Here is a 15136-nt window from a genome sequence, read left to right on the forward strand (position 1 = left end):
GAATTTATGACCTTGCGCCCATCGATGTCATCCTACTGGACAAGGTCGTAGAGGCAGAAGCGATCTGGCACGCATGGGACTTGGACTACCACGCAGGGAGAGTGGAACTGGATAGCCATCCAATGCGCTCCGGCGTCAATCTTCATTTCGCGAGTCTCATGCGCGAAATCTCAGCAGCCGCGTCGCGGCTTCGCGCAGACGCGTTTCGGCGCGGTGCGACATTCAGGTCGACCCAAGCGTATCTAGTCCATGCGAGTCAGTTCCAAGGCAAGCGGTGGCCTGTACCAGGCCTTCACTCAGCGACTCTTGAAGTGAGCTGGCTGAACGCCTAGGTTTGATTGCGAACGCGGTTGCACGACCGTTTTTCGGCGAAGCGAACTTCCGCTTCGGGTCGGTCAGCGACGGCCTGACTTCAACCGTCGCTAATCGGCCGATTCTGTTGAAAAAGTCGGTCTCGGTTTTCACAACACGCAGGCGGGAATGGGCCTACGGTAGTCAGCCAGCTTCAATCGAAGGCAGGCCCTACTTTTTAAATCGTATTGACCAAAGCGCTGGTGGATGATGCTGAATTAGGGATGATGCACATCAGCCAGCCGCCACAAACCTCCGCCTGGTCACGAACAGCCCCGCGCCCACCGGCACGGCAAGGACCGACATCAATCCCATGTCAAAGCCCAGCAACTGGGCCTGGCTCACGGCAATGCAGCCGATTGCGCCAGCCACCACCAGCGTCACCCCTAGCCACTTGCGCAGCGGGTACGGCTTAAGAAACCGATCAAGTAGAACGGCCAGCGCCACGACGATGATCGTCTGGGTAATTTCGGACATGTGCAGCCCCACTCAGGTCTTGATGATCAGGGATTCGGAAGAGCGCTGTGGGCCAATCCCACCATTGACCTGCGCCTGGATGCTGACGATTACGTCGCCTGCATGGTAGGTGGGCAGAGCGTCATTGACGTACGAGCGCACACCCGCCGTTACAACAGTACCTGCGGCGAAACTGCCTACAGGCCCAGCTAAACCGCCCACAGTACCGGCAGCGCCACCGAAGGCGGAGGCGGCCAGGTTGGCGAGTTTGGTGCGTTGGGCATCTAGGGCGTCGGCCTGTTGTCGGGTCAGCGGCTTGGAGATACCGATCATCATCACGCACGGCAGGTTCTTGGCCTGCATCTTGTCGTATACCTCTACGACCTTGCTGTTGACCTGATAGTGGGCGCTTTTCGCTTCGCCAAAATGAAGCTCGCGCAGGCGGCCGCGCTCGCTGTCGGTGAGGGTGATCTGCGAGATGCTAAAAACGATCCCCTGCGGGGTCATGTATTGGAAAGTCCCTTCGACCTTCATTGCACGCATCCTTTCGAGCAAAAGGGGGGATTCTCTACAAACAGCACCCAAGATACAAACCACTACTTTGCTGGCAGATCGCGGTCTGATGGAAGAAAACCTGCAATTGATCTGCGGCCTCGCACTGCCTGAATGCCAAATCGCCCGCCAGAAGCTGCAACGCTCTCCCCCGCCCACTCACCGTGCGCAACTAACAGTGGCCTATGATCCAGATCGAACCTGCACACCCAATTCGGGTAGTTGCCAGCCAGCGGCGCTGGTAGGCCTTGGCCGTCAGTCGAGCATGTGCTGATGGTATGAAATTGAGTGATTTGCGCGGCGTCTCACAGTGACTTAATTCTGCAGCTTGTAGAATAATAAACTTCCCAAACTCCAGTAGAAAGCTTCAAGTGGTTGGTGTTAACGAGTTCAGCTTGTACCACGTCTTTTTGCACCACAATGACATCAGAATGCCCGTGGCAATCGACACCAGTGGTATGCTTGAAGCAACGCCCAGTGTTGGAAACACCAACAGTATTTGCGAGTCGTTACCGCCGAGCATCATCGAAGCCCCAATCCCCATCAAAATACCTGCCAACAAATGAACACCAGCCTTTGATGGGGCAAAGGCCTCGAAACGGAACGTTTTCCTGTACAGGGTAAAACTCAGCATGCCTGCCAGTAACATAACAAACACCGCAATACGCCGGGCGCTGATTGCCATATCGGCTTGCCAGAACATCTGCGAAACGTTGTAAAAGAACACACTAGGTGTCCATAACGGCTCGAACGTATAGAGCGCACTCGTCAATGCACCGAGCAGCATACTGGAGAGCACCAGGTGTTTATTACCATGCACGGCGACCAAAAATATCAGCACCAGCGCCACTACACCGATCAACAGCCAGTAATGACGGCTGGAAATTTCCGGCATCAGAAGGGTTTTCTGTTCGGGCATCATGTGCAGGTAATACCAGAGCACGATCCCCAGCACCCAGCCGATCATCGTGAACAGTTTATTGAAATTGCCGCTGGCAAATCTGGTCAGTGTGCCGACGCTGCAACCGTTGTTCAGTACCGATGCCACCCCGAACAACAAGCCTCCCGCAATCAGTAAAGGATAGGAAATACCAGGCGAGTACAGCGGCAGGCTGACCTCAGAGAAACGATAGAGCGGGGCCAGCATCAACCCGAACAATCCACACGATGTCAGTGCCACAAACAACGTCGGGCGACCAGCCAGCAATTGTTCGCACGCTTTGACAAGACACATACCCATTCGCTGCGAAACCCAGCCGATCAGGAACGCTAATACCAACGCCATCAGTAAAGAGAAAAGCATGTTCGTGCGCCACTGCTGATTTGGATGGACCGGGCCTCAGTAGGCATTAGCGTAGCTCTCGATCAGGCGACCTGTGTATCTGACACGAAAAAGTGGGACCGGGCGTGCCAGAAGCCGTCAGATGCGGAATGTCATGTTCCTGATCTGAGGTTCTGGCGGTCACTCAGGGATGGACCGCCATGCGAGCAGCCTGGCAGAACTGGTTTATTTGGAACGTCTTACCAATTTGAACCGCCAACAGACAGATCAGCGTCGGCCGGGTCGTTGACGCTCACTGCGCCAGTATTACCGTCGTGGCTGATGTACGGGCAGTTTCCTGTTGGTGGAACTGGAAAATTCTGGTCGTTGCTGTAGTCAAATATCCTGCTTTGTCCAAGGTGGTCCGTAATTCTCCAGGTTCCCTTAATCACGCCTTCGTCGGACGTGTACTGGATTTGCGCCGTAGAGTTCGGTGGTAAAATCCATGGCCCGTTTTGAGACTGACCCGAGCCGTCGCCGGAGAACCAAACGTTACCAAATTGATTACCTGCACTGCCATCGGTCACGATTTCAAATGTCCAGCTTGCATCAGATTGGTTGTAGATATGGCGGTCTGTCATGTTAGTTCCTTCTTGGGGGCGGGATCAGTTGACCACTACACGCATCACTGAGGTTCATTGCTTCCATAATGCCGTTTGGCCACCCGAGAGCTTAGCAGCACGTGCGTAGGGGGGCTCTATCTTCGTTCACGCCTCCGGTAGCGGCGTCTCTCATATGGCATGGGCGAGCCGCATCTGAAGACAAGAACGGCATCATTGGGGAGCCTGCAGAATTCAGAAAAATAACAAATCCCCCCCTTAGACATTGACTGATCGTTAAGACCCACAAGCAGCACAGGGCAAAAAGCCTGAGAGACTGAGTGCTTTGTCGTTGATCAGTTGGCATCACTCAACGAATTTTTAACGATGCTATTGTCAGCAAGTACGGTTCTGAAAAATCCAACCGTACTTCCCAAAATAGACGCTCCTACCCTTTTGCTATATAAAAAAGCATTACCCACGTCATGCCAATAGTAGAACAAGCAGCCCCCATCAAGACACTGGCGATCTTTCTTATGCCCGCAAAGCCGCTAGTTGAAATAAGCTTTGCTATCAGACCTACACTTCCCCCCACCGCTACAACCTGACGAAAATGGTCTATGGACATCGTCAGGGGATCATATTGCTTACGCAAGAAAAAGCCCGCAAAAACAATCCCAAGAATCACTGACAGCAAGATATATTTCCCGCCGAGTACTGATTTTTTCTCATCCATCTGTGCCCGTCCCAAACCTCTAGTCAGATCATCAACCCACCCCCTTCCTGGCCGCCCTGCTCCTCGGCATAGGGAAAAGTGGGACATATTTATTTTACGCAGAATCCGACCTCGGCTAACCGCAGCCTCACCACAGGGGGACTTCAACCAAAAGCTGATGTCCAGGGCAAAAAATAAATCCGCCACCTTTTCACCGGAACTATTTGACCTAGGCAGCGCCAGGCGGCCATGGCTTTGGATCGGACCTGTCAGGCGGATCATAGAGTTCCTGCTCCCATGCTTCGAACGCAGGCGAGGCTTTGTAGGAGGGATCACAATATTCGCGAATGTATTGCGCGGCTCGAAATTCTGCGTATTTGGCGTTTGTCGGAGCCCCGTACTCGTCAAGTTCTAGAACATTGACAAAAATTGCGTACGCGGTCTCCAGCATGCTCGGCTCCTCCGTCATGCATACCCGGTAGTCAACACCCTCAAGTAGCGGAAGCCCTACTGTGCCGTTCGCGATCCAGAAGCTAAATGTTCTCAGCGCGCCGGAAAACTGCGGACTCAATCTCTTTGGGTAAAGCATGCTGGTTGTTGCTCCAAATCAGCTCAATCTGCATTCTCGGGTTTCACCGTCTGGCAGACAAGCCTCTAGGCCACTTATTGATATCTGAGATGGCGCACCGATCACCACAGACAGCAATCGGCCAAAGCTGGTCGCTCAGGAGTCACTCAAACACAGGGCGAAGAAAGCTTCGCTCATAGCTCAGAATGAACTTCAATTCGGTCGCCTATCCCATTCCAAAGCACCAATATCACTGAACAGACGCTGAATGACGAGTTGAATTCATGCCCAGCAAGAGGCCACCTGGTTGCTCCGTGTAGTCAATGTCACTAGGCTGCGCTGGCCCTCTCAGCGGGCAACTTTGACTTCAAGGGAAGCGTACATGGATCGATTTCTCCGCTTTCACCCCAGGCTGGTACAGCTGGAGCTCTACTGCGTCATCTTTCCGATGATGTGCATTTATACTTATTTTTCCTTCCGCTACGTTCCCCTAATTGCACTATTTGCCTTAGGCTCAGTGTCACTATTGATACTGTTGCTCATCCCGTTGTTCCTGTGGTGGGGGTTGCTCGGGCTGGTTCGTCTGTTCAAACACTTCAGAGATGCGCAGGTCCGGGTTGGCCGGAATACCTGGCTGGGTATCGCCGGCAGTCTCGTTGCCATTTTGTCGATGGTGTTGTGGAAGACAACCGACTGGCAAAGGCTGATGTGGTTGGGAGTTGGCTTACCGTATCTTGCGGTGGTCGCGCACTGGACGTGGCTTTATTGGAAAAAATACCGGCAATCCATCGCAGCAATTAAAGGCTTTCGCTGGGTAGTTGTAGCTGCGCTGCTTGTGACATGTTTTTATGCAGCCACCGCGCCACTAGATATCAATCTTGGCCGGCTTTGAGCGCCGCGCCAGCGGTTAGGAATCTATTTCGTACAAAGCCTGGGAAAACCGTACCAGGGATACGCACGCCCAGACTAAAAAGCCCGCGAACAAGGATGCGTCAGGGGAGTGTCAATTCGCGGATATGGAGTCCAACTCAGCAATCGCGCCGCCGGCTATTAGATGCAATTTCTCGCTCAACCTTCATGACCACCACCATTGAGTCCCAAACCCGGCGTTTTCACTTCAGAGATGTATCACTCATCCGCCCAATTTGCTGGCAAGCATTTCCCGCACTGCACCGACCAAATGAGCCTCGCCAGCACGCGCAGGTAACAGGCTGAACTCAACATCGGGCAAAGGCGGTAACGGGAAGGCTGGCCGGCAAATCTCTGCGCCCATCGGCACCGCCGAGGTATTCAGGCAAGCGACGCCCAGCCCTGCCATCAGTGCTGATTGCAGCCCTGCCACTCCGGACGCGGAATGGGCAATCACATACGGCACGTTGTGTGCCTCCAGCGTCTCTCGGGTGAGGCGTTGGAGGCTGCATCCCTGTGGCAGCACCAAAAGTGGCAACGCGTTATCTTCTTCGTTCCTCGGCTCAAACCCCGAAGCAGATACCCAATGCAATGCTTCCCGACGCACCGGGATGCCCTCGGGAAGGCTGCGGCCGTCGAGTATGCGCATTGAAAGGCCGATATCGAAGTCACCCGTATCTGCCCCGCTTTCTATTTGCAGACTCTTTCGCACCGACACATGCAGTCGAAGGCGTGGATAGTTCAGGCGCAGTTGCTTCAACAACTCGGCAATCGAGCCAGGCAAAAAGTAGTCGGTGATCGCCAGTCTCAATTCGCCGGCAAACGTCACTCCGCGCACGTTTTCAAGGGCGCGATCACTCAAGGCCAGCAGTTCTCGTGCATGCACCATCAGGCGCTCCCCGGCCGGCGTAGGCCGGACACCCTTTTTTCCCCGTTCCAGCAGCGTTACCCCGGTGAACGCTTCGAGCTTGCGCAATTGCTCGCTCAACGCTGATTGCGACCGACACAGGTGCGGCGCGGCCTCCGATAGGCTGCCGGATTCCATGGCAACGGTAAAAGATCGCAAGAGATCAAGGTCAAAGGGGCGCATGCTCATCCTGCTGTTTTCCCGATAGATAGATCCATATCTTCCGGCTTTTCAGCAACAACGCAACTTCTTACTCTGCGCTGGACATTCATTACCCGCAAAGGAGTTCAACATGCCCGGTATAACACTCAAGATTTCTGGCGAGCCGAACCTTGAACTGGTCCACAGCATCGTCCCCAAACTCACCACTCTGACCTGTGAATTACTGGAAAAGCGACCGGAACAGACCCTGGTGATGGTGCAGTTCCTGCCTCATGAACAGTGGTTTATCGACAGCCGTTCGCTGGCCGAACAAGGACGCAACTCGTTCCGCCTGGAAGTCACTATCACGGATGAAACCAATACCAAGGCCCAGAAAGCGCGCTACCACCATGAGGCTTTCGAATTGCTGGCCAAAGAAATAGGCAATGTTCACCCTCACTCAAACATCCATGTGATCGACTGCCGTGCCAGTGCCTACGGCTATGGTGGTTTGAGCCAGGAGTACAGACTCCACCACCCTTGACCCCCGGTTCATCGTGACCGGCGCTGTTCGAGCTTACATAGGTATCGATACCTGCCTGATGACTTCAGTGGGATGACCTCCATGGGTCGGGAGCAGCCGGTCACGACAGGACCGCTATCGACTCTTTGTCGTCGGTAATGCTTCCCGGAAGCTGTCGTTCAACGCCGAGCTAACAGGCCGCAACCTAGGCCGCGCGGCGGCAGTCTTCGGTTGCGGTCCGGGTTGAGGGAAGGGTCAGACCTCAGTTGGCCGCCCATGATGATGTGGACTTTGGCTTACACCTCCGTCGCCGACGGCCAGCCGACCCGTGCCGCACTACGAAGATTGGACTGGACGACCAAGCGGTGAAACGGGGCAATAAGAAAAATATAGAGACGACCCAAGCGATTGTGGCAATGAACAACGGTCGACAGGGTCAAGTGACGTTTAGCGCCCGGTGACGACTGACCGGAACACAGAACAGAGAGCCTGAAGTCCAGGTGCTTGTCGTCTTCACCAAGAACAACTTCAGTTGGACTTGTGCTGTAGAGCTTGAAGATGCCGAGTCGGCCCGCTCCGCTCTGCGCATCCAGTGAGGCGAGATGCTTGGCTGTCTTGAGGCCGAAACCGGCTACGAGCGCGTCTCGAACCTTCAGGAGCCTGCTGACCCAAGGCGATTGGTGAGCGAAGATGAACCTCGCCAACAATTCGGGATTGGTTGACGCTCCGGTGGGCAGCTCGATCGAGTAAGCGTCGGCGAGATTCATCGATGCGTAGGCTTTGGCAATCGCCGACTCCGGAGGAAGCGACACAGAGGTTGTGTGATGGTGTTCGGTTGACATGTAAGCGGCCTATGGTTCGTTTCTGAGGTCTAACGCCGAGCTGACCGGCACGCTGGCGTGACGGCCCCCCGTTTCACCCCATATTCAACGCCTTGGAAACGGGGGGCGCCTTATTGGCTGGCGACCTCAACCATTCGGAGGGTTGCACGACGCTGACGATAGCTGATGGGAGGGAGACGCGCCCTCCAGCAAGGCATCCACCACCGCACGCGCCACCTCCACCGAATGCAGCATGCCCCAGAACAACGCCCGTTCGACCGGGTTGGTGTGCAGGCTGATTTCGTCGCCGTTGAGTTCCGCGGTTTCGAGCAGATTGGAAACGTAGACCAGGGCGTCCTGGGCGGTGATGCCGGGTTGGATGGCGAATAGCGTGGGTTTGTAGGAGGCTTCGGGGGTGACGGGCTTGGAGCTGGTGAATGCGAGGGTATCGAGCAAACGCGGCGTGCTGGCCGGGGCTGGCTCGGATTCGTTGGACGGAGTGTCCGGGAGCTTACTCAGGTATGTCTCTTTATCCGCAGTGCTGAGAGCTTTGCGAACGGTCGGCGGATCGGGGGTAATTTTCTTGGTCATGGTGACCTCCCTATTCAAATTTAGGAGTTCGCCATTTCGTTTCCACGCGAAGGGTGGCGAACTGTGCGCGGGGTGGAAAACCGGAGAATAGGAACCCGGCACACCATAGGTGTCCCACGCACAGCCCGCCATAAAGCGAAGACAAAAAAGCCGCTTATGCGGCAATGTGCGCCGATTCCTTTACGAGTTTCCACACCCGTGTCGCTGAATTTGCAGCGACACCTGAACAGTAGCCTCGACGTTTGGCGCACGCAATATTCTCCCATGCCTGAAACGTGTGGGAAATATGAGTTTTTTTGGAAGGCAATTTCGCGTATCGATTGAGAGGGAGTACCAGACGGACTTCCCTGAACAAGACAAAATGCCCCAAAGGGAACTGGACTGGGATGATAAGCGAGCCGTCCGCCAGAAGCGGCAAAGCTCTCCCCCGCTCATTCACCGTACTCAACGGCCCGGTCTGTCGATAGCAGCCTTGCGTGACCGGCTGCATCGGCCGATTCAGGCCGTAGACTGGCAGCGCACAATCCCATACGCTGCATGGCAAAGTGCCATGGAATACGAGTGCAATGGAAATAACCGACTCGGGGGGCGTAGCAGCGAAGTACGGCTTCCTTTATCAGGACTGTGTCGCTGCTTGGCTTGCCACTGAAATGCTGATGGACAAGCGAATGCGTGCCGTACGCGTCGAGACCGTTGACGATATCGACATCATCTGGTCTGATTTTACCGAGTTCATTCAGGTTAAGGCTGCAGCTGATAAGAAGTGGACGCCGACGACGATCACAGAGAATACAACGAGCACTGCCGCACCCAAAAAACCGGCTAAACTTGGAACTAAGCCACGGAAAGTACGCTTGCCTTGCACATCGATAATACACAAGTCGATGAAGCAGGCGTTCGCCCCAATTGAGAAGTGCCAGTTCAGGGTAGTTTCAGCGGAGCGTCCGAATGGACTGTTAGAGTATCTCCGGGTAGAACTATTTTCCCGAGATGGCCGAACTGGGCGCCAAGAGCTAATAGATGACCTGAATAGCCGCACGGATAGCTACACTGCGACTTCCGGGAACGATATCAAGCACTGGGTCGATTCGACGTGGTGGCAAGTATTTCCATCACTGCGTGAAATTGAGCTTCTTGGAGTCAAAAATATTCGAAACGCCGCTATTGAAGTAGTCGGGATTACATTAAGTAGCGACGTAGCCGCTGAAAACATATGGCGCGACATACTATATACTCTGACCAAAAAAAGCACTCTATCGAGAAAAATTTACTGCGAAGATAACAAAACATATTACCGTAACAATCTGCTAGATTGGTTCAGAGGCGAAACACTCGCCCACGAAAAATCCGCATTCACCAAGACTAAAATTTACGCAAACAAAAAACTCCGACCTATCTTAGTACAGCTCCATAAACATCCCCCTCCATGCGGCACCGCCACTCGCTCCGGCAAGGTAATGCATCAGCATTACACCATGAATATGTATCGATACGCGTATATTGCCGAAAGCATTGTAACGTGGATTGATGAAGTTCTTCTAATGCCTGAGGAAATAGCGGACACCGTAGGGGTTTCGACATTACAGCGATATAAAACCCTTATCAAAAGGCTCCAGTCTTCGATGACCGAGCTTGAGACGTTTATAGGGAAAATTCTCCTTCACTCCTGTATACGCTGCGACAAACATAGCCAACCAATTCCTGCTTCGCTCTATATTGAATACCCTCTCGAGGTTAGGGTTTTGGAGAATGTACACGTCGTGCTCGACCCAGCAGCAGGGGATGAACTCTGGGTGGGTTTTAGCCATCTATTTACCGGCACCGACATTGTGGAATGCATGCAGGACTTAAGATCTGCACTCTATTGCGATATCTTGGATAATTTCGACACGGCCCGATCAAAAATTCTTGAGATTAAGCAAGACTCCTACTTGCTTAGCCATGATATTGATCAAATCCTAGATATTAGCCTGCCATTCGACAAACAAGTAGAACGGTATCGATTTATTATATTCCTAGGATACAACTCCACTTTAATGACAGAACCAGCTAGGGACGGCTATGAGGCAGAACTAATAAAAGAAACGAAAAATCTTTTCGACGACTTTGTATCTGACCTAAGCACAAGCGGGTTCCACCAGGTGCAGATCGAGCTTCATCTATACCCTGTGCCCAGTATGGGCAGATTAATAGATGAGGTAAAAACGGCTTTGGAGAATGCTTGTGCTTAATATCTTTGAAATTGCGCTGAAAAGCCTCCAGCTTCCCAACTTTTCTGCATTCTCCTACCTAAACAGTGCCGATCAACTCCTATCCAATCCAAAATTTCGAAGCTCAGGACGAGAACTGATTATCCGAGCATTGGACAGCAAAGATCGATTTATTGCTGTCCAAGCACTGCTACGCCATCTTGTGCGAAAGTCTGGTCTATACCCATATCTTAAGACACATTTTGAAAATTTGTCACTTGCTGAAGAATGCGTAATTGACAACTACCAGACACCGATCTCTTCAGATCTCGTCTTCCACTCTATGCAGTATAAAATCTACGAACTGCTTCTACAGGGGCGAAATGTCATCCTGAGCGCTCCTACCAGCATGGGTAAGAGCGCCATTGTCGACTCCCTCATCGCATCGAGAAAATTCAATAAAATCGTTATAGTTCTTCCTACGGTCGCACTGGTCGATGAAACTCGTCGCAGATTACAAGAGCGCTTTGGTGGTAGTTTCCAAGTCATCCATCATGGCACTCAGACCTTATGCAGTGAGCGAGCACTTTACGTGCTTACTCAAGAGCGAGTAAATGATCGCGAAGACCTGTCTGACATTGATCTTTTCGTTCTAGATGAATTTTACAAATTAGCTCTTAAAAGGGATAAGAACGGCGAAATTGACGAGGATGACGATCGAACACATGCGCTCAACTCTGCATTAAGCAAACTACTTCGCTATTCCAAACAGTTTTTCATGACTGGGCCATTTATAAATGGTGTTAGTGGTCTACCACCAGCCAACCTAAATTATACTTTCGTACCATCCGACTTCAACACCGTCGCTTTGGACGTTATTTTCTTCAATATCAAGCCTGATAGCATCGATCAAAAAAATGCAGCGTTGTGCACTACGCTCAAAGAGGTCGTCGGTCCAACTATTATTTATTGTAGATCGCCAGCTCGGGCATTAAAAATTGCTAAATTTTTGACGGCATCTGGATATATAAAATCAATAAAAGATGATTATATTGAATGGCTAGATCAGAATTATCACCCGAAATGGGAGTATACACACTCATTCAAAAACGGCATTGGACTGCATTATGGAGGCCTGCCACGTGCGATGCAACAGTATGTGATCGACAAATTCAATCGAGGCGAACTCCCTTTTCTCATATGCACTTCCACGATCATTGAAGGTGTGAACACAGTAGCCAAAAACGTATTCATCTATGATAATCGTAACGGCAACTACTCAATTGATCGATTCACCCATGGAAATATCAAAGGCCGTGCCGGACGCATGGGCGTTCACTTTGTGGGAAAAGTTTTCTGCATGGAGGAATTGCCCAAACAGAGCGACTGCTTTGAAGTGGAAATACCACTCGGCAAACAAAACGAAGACCTACCTATAAACTTCCTAGCAGGTATCCAGCCAGAACATCTAACTGATTTTTCTCAGTCCCGCTTTGAAGCGGGCGCTTCGTCTAGCAGAGCGGGAAAAGAGTTCCTGAGGAAACACGCCTATTTCAAAATAGAAACCATTGAGTCTGCATTTAGCTTTGTCGAAATGTGCTCGGATAGCGAACTTCAAAGCTGTAACTTTTCCGGGGTACCGAAATCGGGTTTTGCTTTGCTTCTCTCTCGATTTGTTGATCGAGTATGCTCAGGCGTTCTGAGGAAGCTTGGTTTAATAAATAACATTGAAGTAATACATGCAAAAATCTCTCGCTATCTAATCGCCCCTAGCTACGGACATTACTTAACTGAGCAAATCGCTCGCATACCGCCTGACAGTGATAGCGACAAGCTATCAGAGCAAATAAATCATGAATTGAATTTTGCAACGCGGGTATTTGGATACGCCGCCCCAAAAGCGCTATCGCTTTTTGAAGATATTATCAACCTAAAGTATGAAGAGGACGAAAAAAATTATCATGTATCTTACGGATATCTGAGGAGCGTGTTTGAAAATTACCACCTCCACCCCGCGTGGGCTGGCCTGGAAGAGATGGGTATACCAGTCCAGCTTTTGCATAAGCTTGGAGGTCGCTTCAACTTTATAAATGATGCAAGTGTCGATGATGCCTCTCGAATGCTTAAAGAAAACTTTCATCAATTAGGTGATCTTAGTTCCTTAGAGATTCACTTCGTCAACCGGGCGCTAGGTCAGATCAAAAACTAATTCTTGGCGAGTACATTAGTGCCATTGGCGAGGCCTACCAAGCTGTTGGTAAGCCTTCCTGCGTCTGGACTGCGAAAAATGGGACACCTATTAGCCTTGACTCGAGACCGGCTAATGGATGTCACCTTTTCCGTGGAGAAGAATGCCGTACTCGGCCTTCATTCGGTGGTGCATTTGGGAGGATGATGTTCTCGGCCCTCTTCTTGTAGACGATATAGATTAAATATTTTTTCTCATTTGGCGCATCATATGAGACCCAGAGCGAGAGATATTTCAATTAGAGAAGCAGAAATATCAGTAGCTGTTTTTACTGAGCGGCTCCATTTGACCGAGAGCGGTTGTTAGGTGAACGCCCATTTTTTGGATTAAAAATGACTCCCGCCCGAATGACACTAAACTTAAGATCCGATAGGACGATGTAAACTGAAGGGCGAGATCGACCTGGAAAGCCGAGCAATTTGGCGGCACCGATACAAGGTGTGTGATTCGCATGGCAACGGCAACTGTAGTGGTTGGCCATTGACTATGGACTAAGACTCGCTCAAAAAGCCCTGTTTTTTGCGAATATGAGCCTGCACAGACTACTACCTTATCAAATCATAATGTTCTAAACACATAGTGATTCTGCTCAACAGCACATCAAACCCAGAAAAATCAATGGTATCTTTGTTAGCCACAACTACCTTACTCGCGAATATTTCTTTACCGAACTCGGTGTTCTTATCCATGTTATTTTCAGGATTAAACGACTTCCCCGAAATTTTAATATTACGTGTCGCTGGACTGAAGAGGCTTTCAATTGCCGAAAACTCTCCTTTGGGGCCTAAGGGATTCAGCACCACATAGAGATTTTTAGTAACATGAATAAAGTCTGCTTTTCGAAATTCACTCTTGCTCAATGTATCAGGGTAAGGAGTTCCGGAAAGCTTCCCTTTTAGCAATCCGTCGATACTATTGAAGCCCGAATCGTTATCTAATACAATAACCACAGGATTTTTCGGTTTCGGCGCATTATAAAATTTGTAATGTTCCTCAAATGAATTAAGGAATGCATGAAGGTAAGACGTGCCGCCGTAGAGCTGTAGCAAAAAACGGGTGCGTTCGGTGTAGTTCATGAACGAGACCAGTAGTTTATAAGGGTTTGCTGCAGACTTAGGTATGGCTAACCGTGGATATTTCAGGGCAAGCTTGTTCAGAGCAGATTTCAAATAAACGTTATCAGTTTTCCCTTCACATAGTATTGCTGCAGTCTCATTACCATAAAAATGGCGATAGTATAAGAAACGACTGAATACTGCCTCTCTCCCTGTCAAAAGTTTGCGCGTATTGATTAGATGATTGGACAATGCGTATTCTGGATTCAGCGGAGGATGCTGTCTCAAACGATTAAAATAATCAATTTGATCAATGAAATTTAGCTGACCCTGGAGTTCAAAAATATTCCCTTCAATAAATTTTCCGTCAACCTTTTTAGTAAATGATCCACTTTTGAATAATGAGTGGCATTGAGACCTTACTGTTCTCCAGTATTCATATCTTGTGTTTGGCTTTTTGTTTACAATCAGACCGGTAACGTCTTGACGCGAATCCATATATTGAATTCTTGTCTTTTTATGGTTGAGCTCAAAGCCGGCGCGTTTGATTTCGCTTTTGAGCTTTTTTCCAGGGGTATAGCTTCCTACATCTTCTTTCATTATTTGCGAAGGAAACACTTTTTCTCTGGTGGAAAAAGTCAGATCGTCAGCGTACCTAGAATACGTACATGAGTGGGACCGCGCCAACGCCGCAAGCCTTATGTCTAAAATATTTGTAATAAGATTAGTGATTACAGGAGAGCAAGGACTACCCTGCGGTAGTTTATTATCATGGCATGCGATTTGTGCGATGGCTGTAGCAATGTCTGGGTTTAGACAGAACTCTCGATTAGTTATGAAAAAACCTCTAACTCGCCCAAAATTAAAACTATCAAAAAAATCTTTCAGATCCACATTGAGAATATTTTTCTTATGCAGATGCATCATGGCATTTGTAATGATCGAGCGCTTGCGCACGAAGCCGTGTGAAAGTGTAGATTTTGAATCACTCCCTCCCACCCAAGCTTTCTCTATTTCTTCACTACAGTCCTGCAACAACGATCGTGTCCCAGGAAGTGGTGTAACTCATCATGGCTCTGGCCACTGAGTTTGCCGTTTAGTTGATCACGGCCGACAGCTTGGCCTGCGGATTATCGCTGACCGCCTCGAAAGCCTCCAACTGCATATAGCGCCGTTGCAGACACCACTCGTCGTTCTGCTCCAGCAACATAGCCCCGACCAGCCGGGTGATCGCCGGGTCGTTTGGGAAA

At 50.5% G+C, this 15136-nt stretch carries 13 protein-coding genes and 1 pseudogene; 4 read left to right on the forward strand and 10 right to left on the reverse strand.

All coding sequences use genetic code 11. The annotated features are described in order from the left end of the window. Positions 1-585: 585 nt before the first annotated feature. The 5 genes from M5B42_RS29855 to M5B42_RS29875 all read right to left on the reverse strand — a co-directional run bounded on the left by M5B42_RS29855 (position 586) and on the right by M5B42_RS29875 (position 4216). Positions 586-828 carry a hypothetical protein gene (locus M5B42_RS29855; protein WP_248747842.1) on the reverse strand — a complete coding sequence of 81 codons (243 nt, stop codon included), beginning with the start codon at positions 826-828 and terminating at the stop codon, positions 586-588. Positions 829-840: 12 nt separating this feature from the next. Then, entirely contained in the window at positions 841-1341 is a 501-nt protein-coding gene (locus M5B42_RS29860; RefSeq protein WP_248747843.1) for a hypothetical protein, read from the reverse strand. A 385-nt stretch (positions 1342-1726) separates the two neighbouring features. Next, on the reverse strand, positions 1727-2662 hold the full coding sequence (locus M5B42_RS29865; protein ID WP_248747844.1) for a YeeE/YedE thiosulfate transporter family protein: 936 nt from the start codon (positions 2660-2662) through the stop codon (positions 1727-1729). A 218-nt stretch (positions 2663-2880) separates the two neighbouring features. Beyond that, positions 2881-3261, reverse strand: a complete 381-nt coding sequence (locus tag M5B42_RS29870; RefSeq protein WP_248747845.1) for a hypothetical protein — start codon at positions 3259-3261, stop codon at positions 2881-2883. Between the two features lie 406 nt (positions 3262-3667). Then, entirely contained in the window at positions 3668-4216 is a 549-nt protein-coding gene (locus M5B42_RS29875; RefSeq protein ID WP_248747846.1) for a hypothetical protein, read from the reverse strand. A gap of 668 nt (positions 4217-4884) precedes the next feature. On the opposite strand from M5B42_RS29875, the gene M5B42_RS29880 reads away from it, so the two are divergent. Next, entirely contained in the window at positions 4885-5394 is a 510-nt protein-coding gene (locus M5B42_RS29880) for a hypothetical protein (RefSeq protein ID WP_152742033.1), read from the forward strand. Between the two features lie 240 nt (positions 5395-5634). On the opposite strand, the gene M5B42_RS29885 is transcribed toward M5B42_RS29880, so the two are convergent. Beyond that, positions 5635-6507: a LysR family transcriptional regulator gene (locus M5B42_RS29885; RefSeq protein WP_248747847.1), complete on the reverse strand. Its 873-nt coding sequence runs from the start codon at positions 6505-6507 to the stop codon at positions 5635-5637. Between the two features lie 103 nt (positions 6508-6610). Between M5B42_RS29885 and M5B42_RS29890 the strand changes: the two genes are divergently transcribed. Then, complete coding sequence (locus tag M5B42_RS29890) at positions 6611-7003, forward strand: 4-oxalocrotonate tautomerase (RefSeq protein WP_103497639.1); 393 nt, start codon at positions 6611-6613, stop codon at positions 7001-7003. A 275-nt stretch (positions 7004-7278) separates the two neighbouring features. Here the strand turns inward: M5B42_RS29890 and M5B42_RS29895 are convergent, their stop codons facing one another. Beyond that, the gene (locus M5B42_RS29895) at positions 7279-7824 is read right to left on the reverse strand and encodes a DUF2867 domain-containing protein (RefSeq protein WP_248747848.1); all 546 of its coding nucleotides are present in this window, start codon (positions 7822-7824) and stop codon (positions 7279-7281) included. A gap of 126 nt (positions 7825-7950) precedes the next feature. After that, on the reverse strand, positions 7951-8394 hold the full coding sequence (locus tag M5B42_RS29900; protein WP_248747849.1) for a hypothetical protein: 444 nt from the start codon (positions 8392-8394) through the stop codon (positions 7951-7953). A gap of 566 nt (positions 8395-8960) precedes the next feature. Between M5B42_RS29900 and M5B42_RS29905 the strand changes: the two genes are divergently transcribed. Together M5B42_RS29905 and M5B42_RS29910 are read left to right on the forward strand one after the other, a co-directional pair. Further along, positions 8961-10625: a dsDNA nuclease domain-containing protein gene (locus M5B42_RS29905; RefSeq protein ID WP_248747850.1), complete on the forward strand. Its 1665-nt coding sequence runs from the start codon at positions 8961-8963 to the stop codon at positions 10623-10625. Beyond that, the gene (locus M5B42_RS29910) at positions 10618-12792 is read left to right on the forward strand and encodes a DEAD/DEAH box helicase (protein ID WP_248747851.1); all 2175 of its coding nucleotides are present in this window, start codon (positions 10618-10620) and stop codon (positions 12790-12792) included. The genes M5B42_RS29905 and M5B42_RS29910 overlap by 8 nt, the downstream gene beginning before the upstream one ends. A 584-nt stretch (positions 12793-13376) precedes the next feature. On the opposite strand, the gene M5B42_RS29915 is transcribed toward M5B42_RS29910, so the two are convergent. Further along, on the reverse strand, positions 13377-14924 hold the full coding sequence (locus M5B42_RS29915; RefSeq protein WP_248747852.1) for a retron Ec67 family RNA-directed DNA polymerase/endonuclease: 1548 nt from the start codon (positions 14922-14924) through the stop codon (positions 13377-13379). Positions 14925-14982: 58 nt separating this feature from the next. Further along, positions 14983-15136, reverse strand: a pseudogene (locus M5B42_RS29920) (IS256 family transposase); the annotation flags it as partial.

This window comes from Pseudomonas sp. MWU12-2037, assembly GCF_023242345.1.
Lineage (GTDB): Bacteria > Pseudomonadota > Gammaproteobacteria > Pseudomonadales > Pseudomonadaceae > Aquipseudomonas > Aquipseudomonas gingeri_D.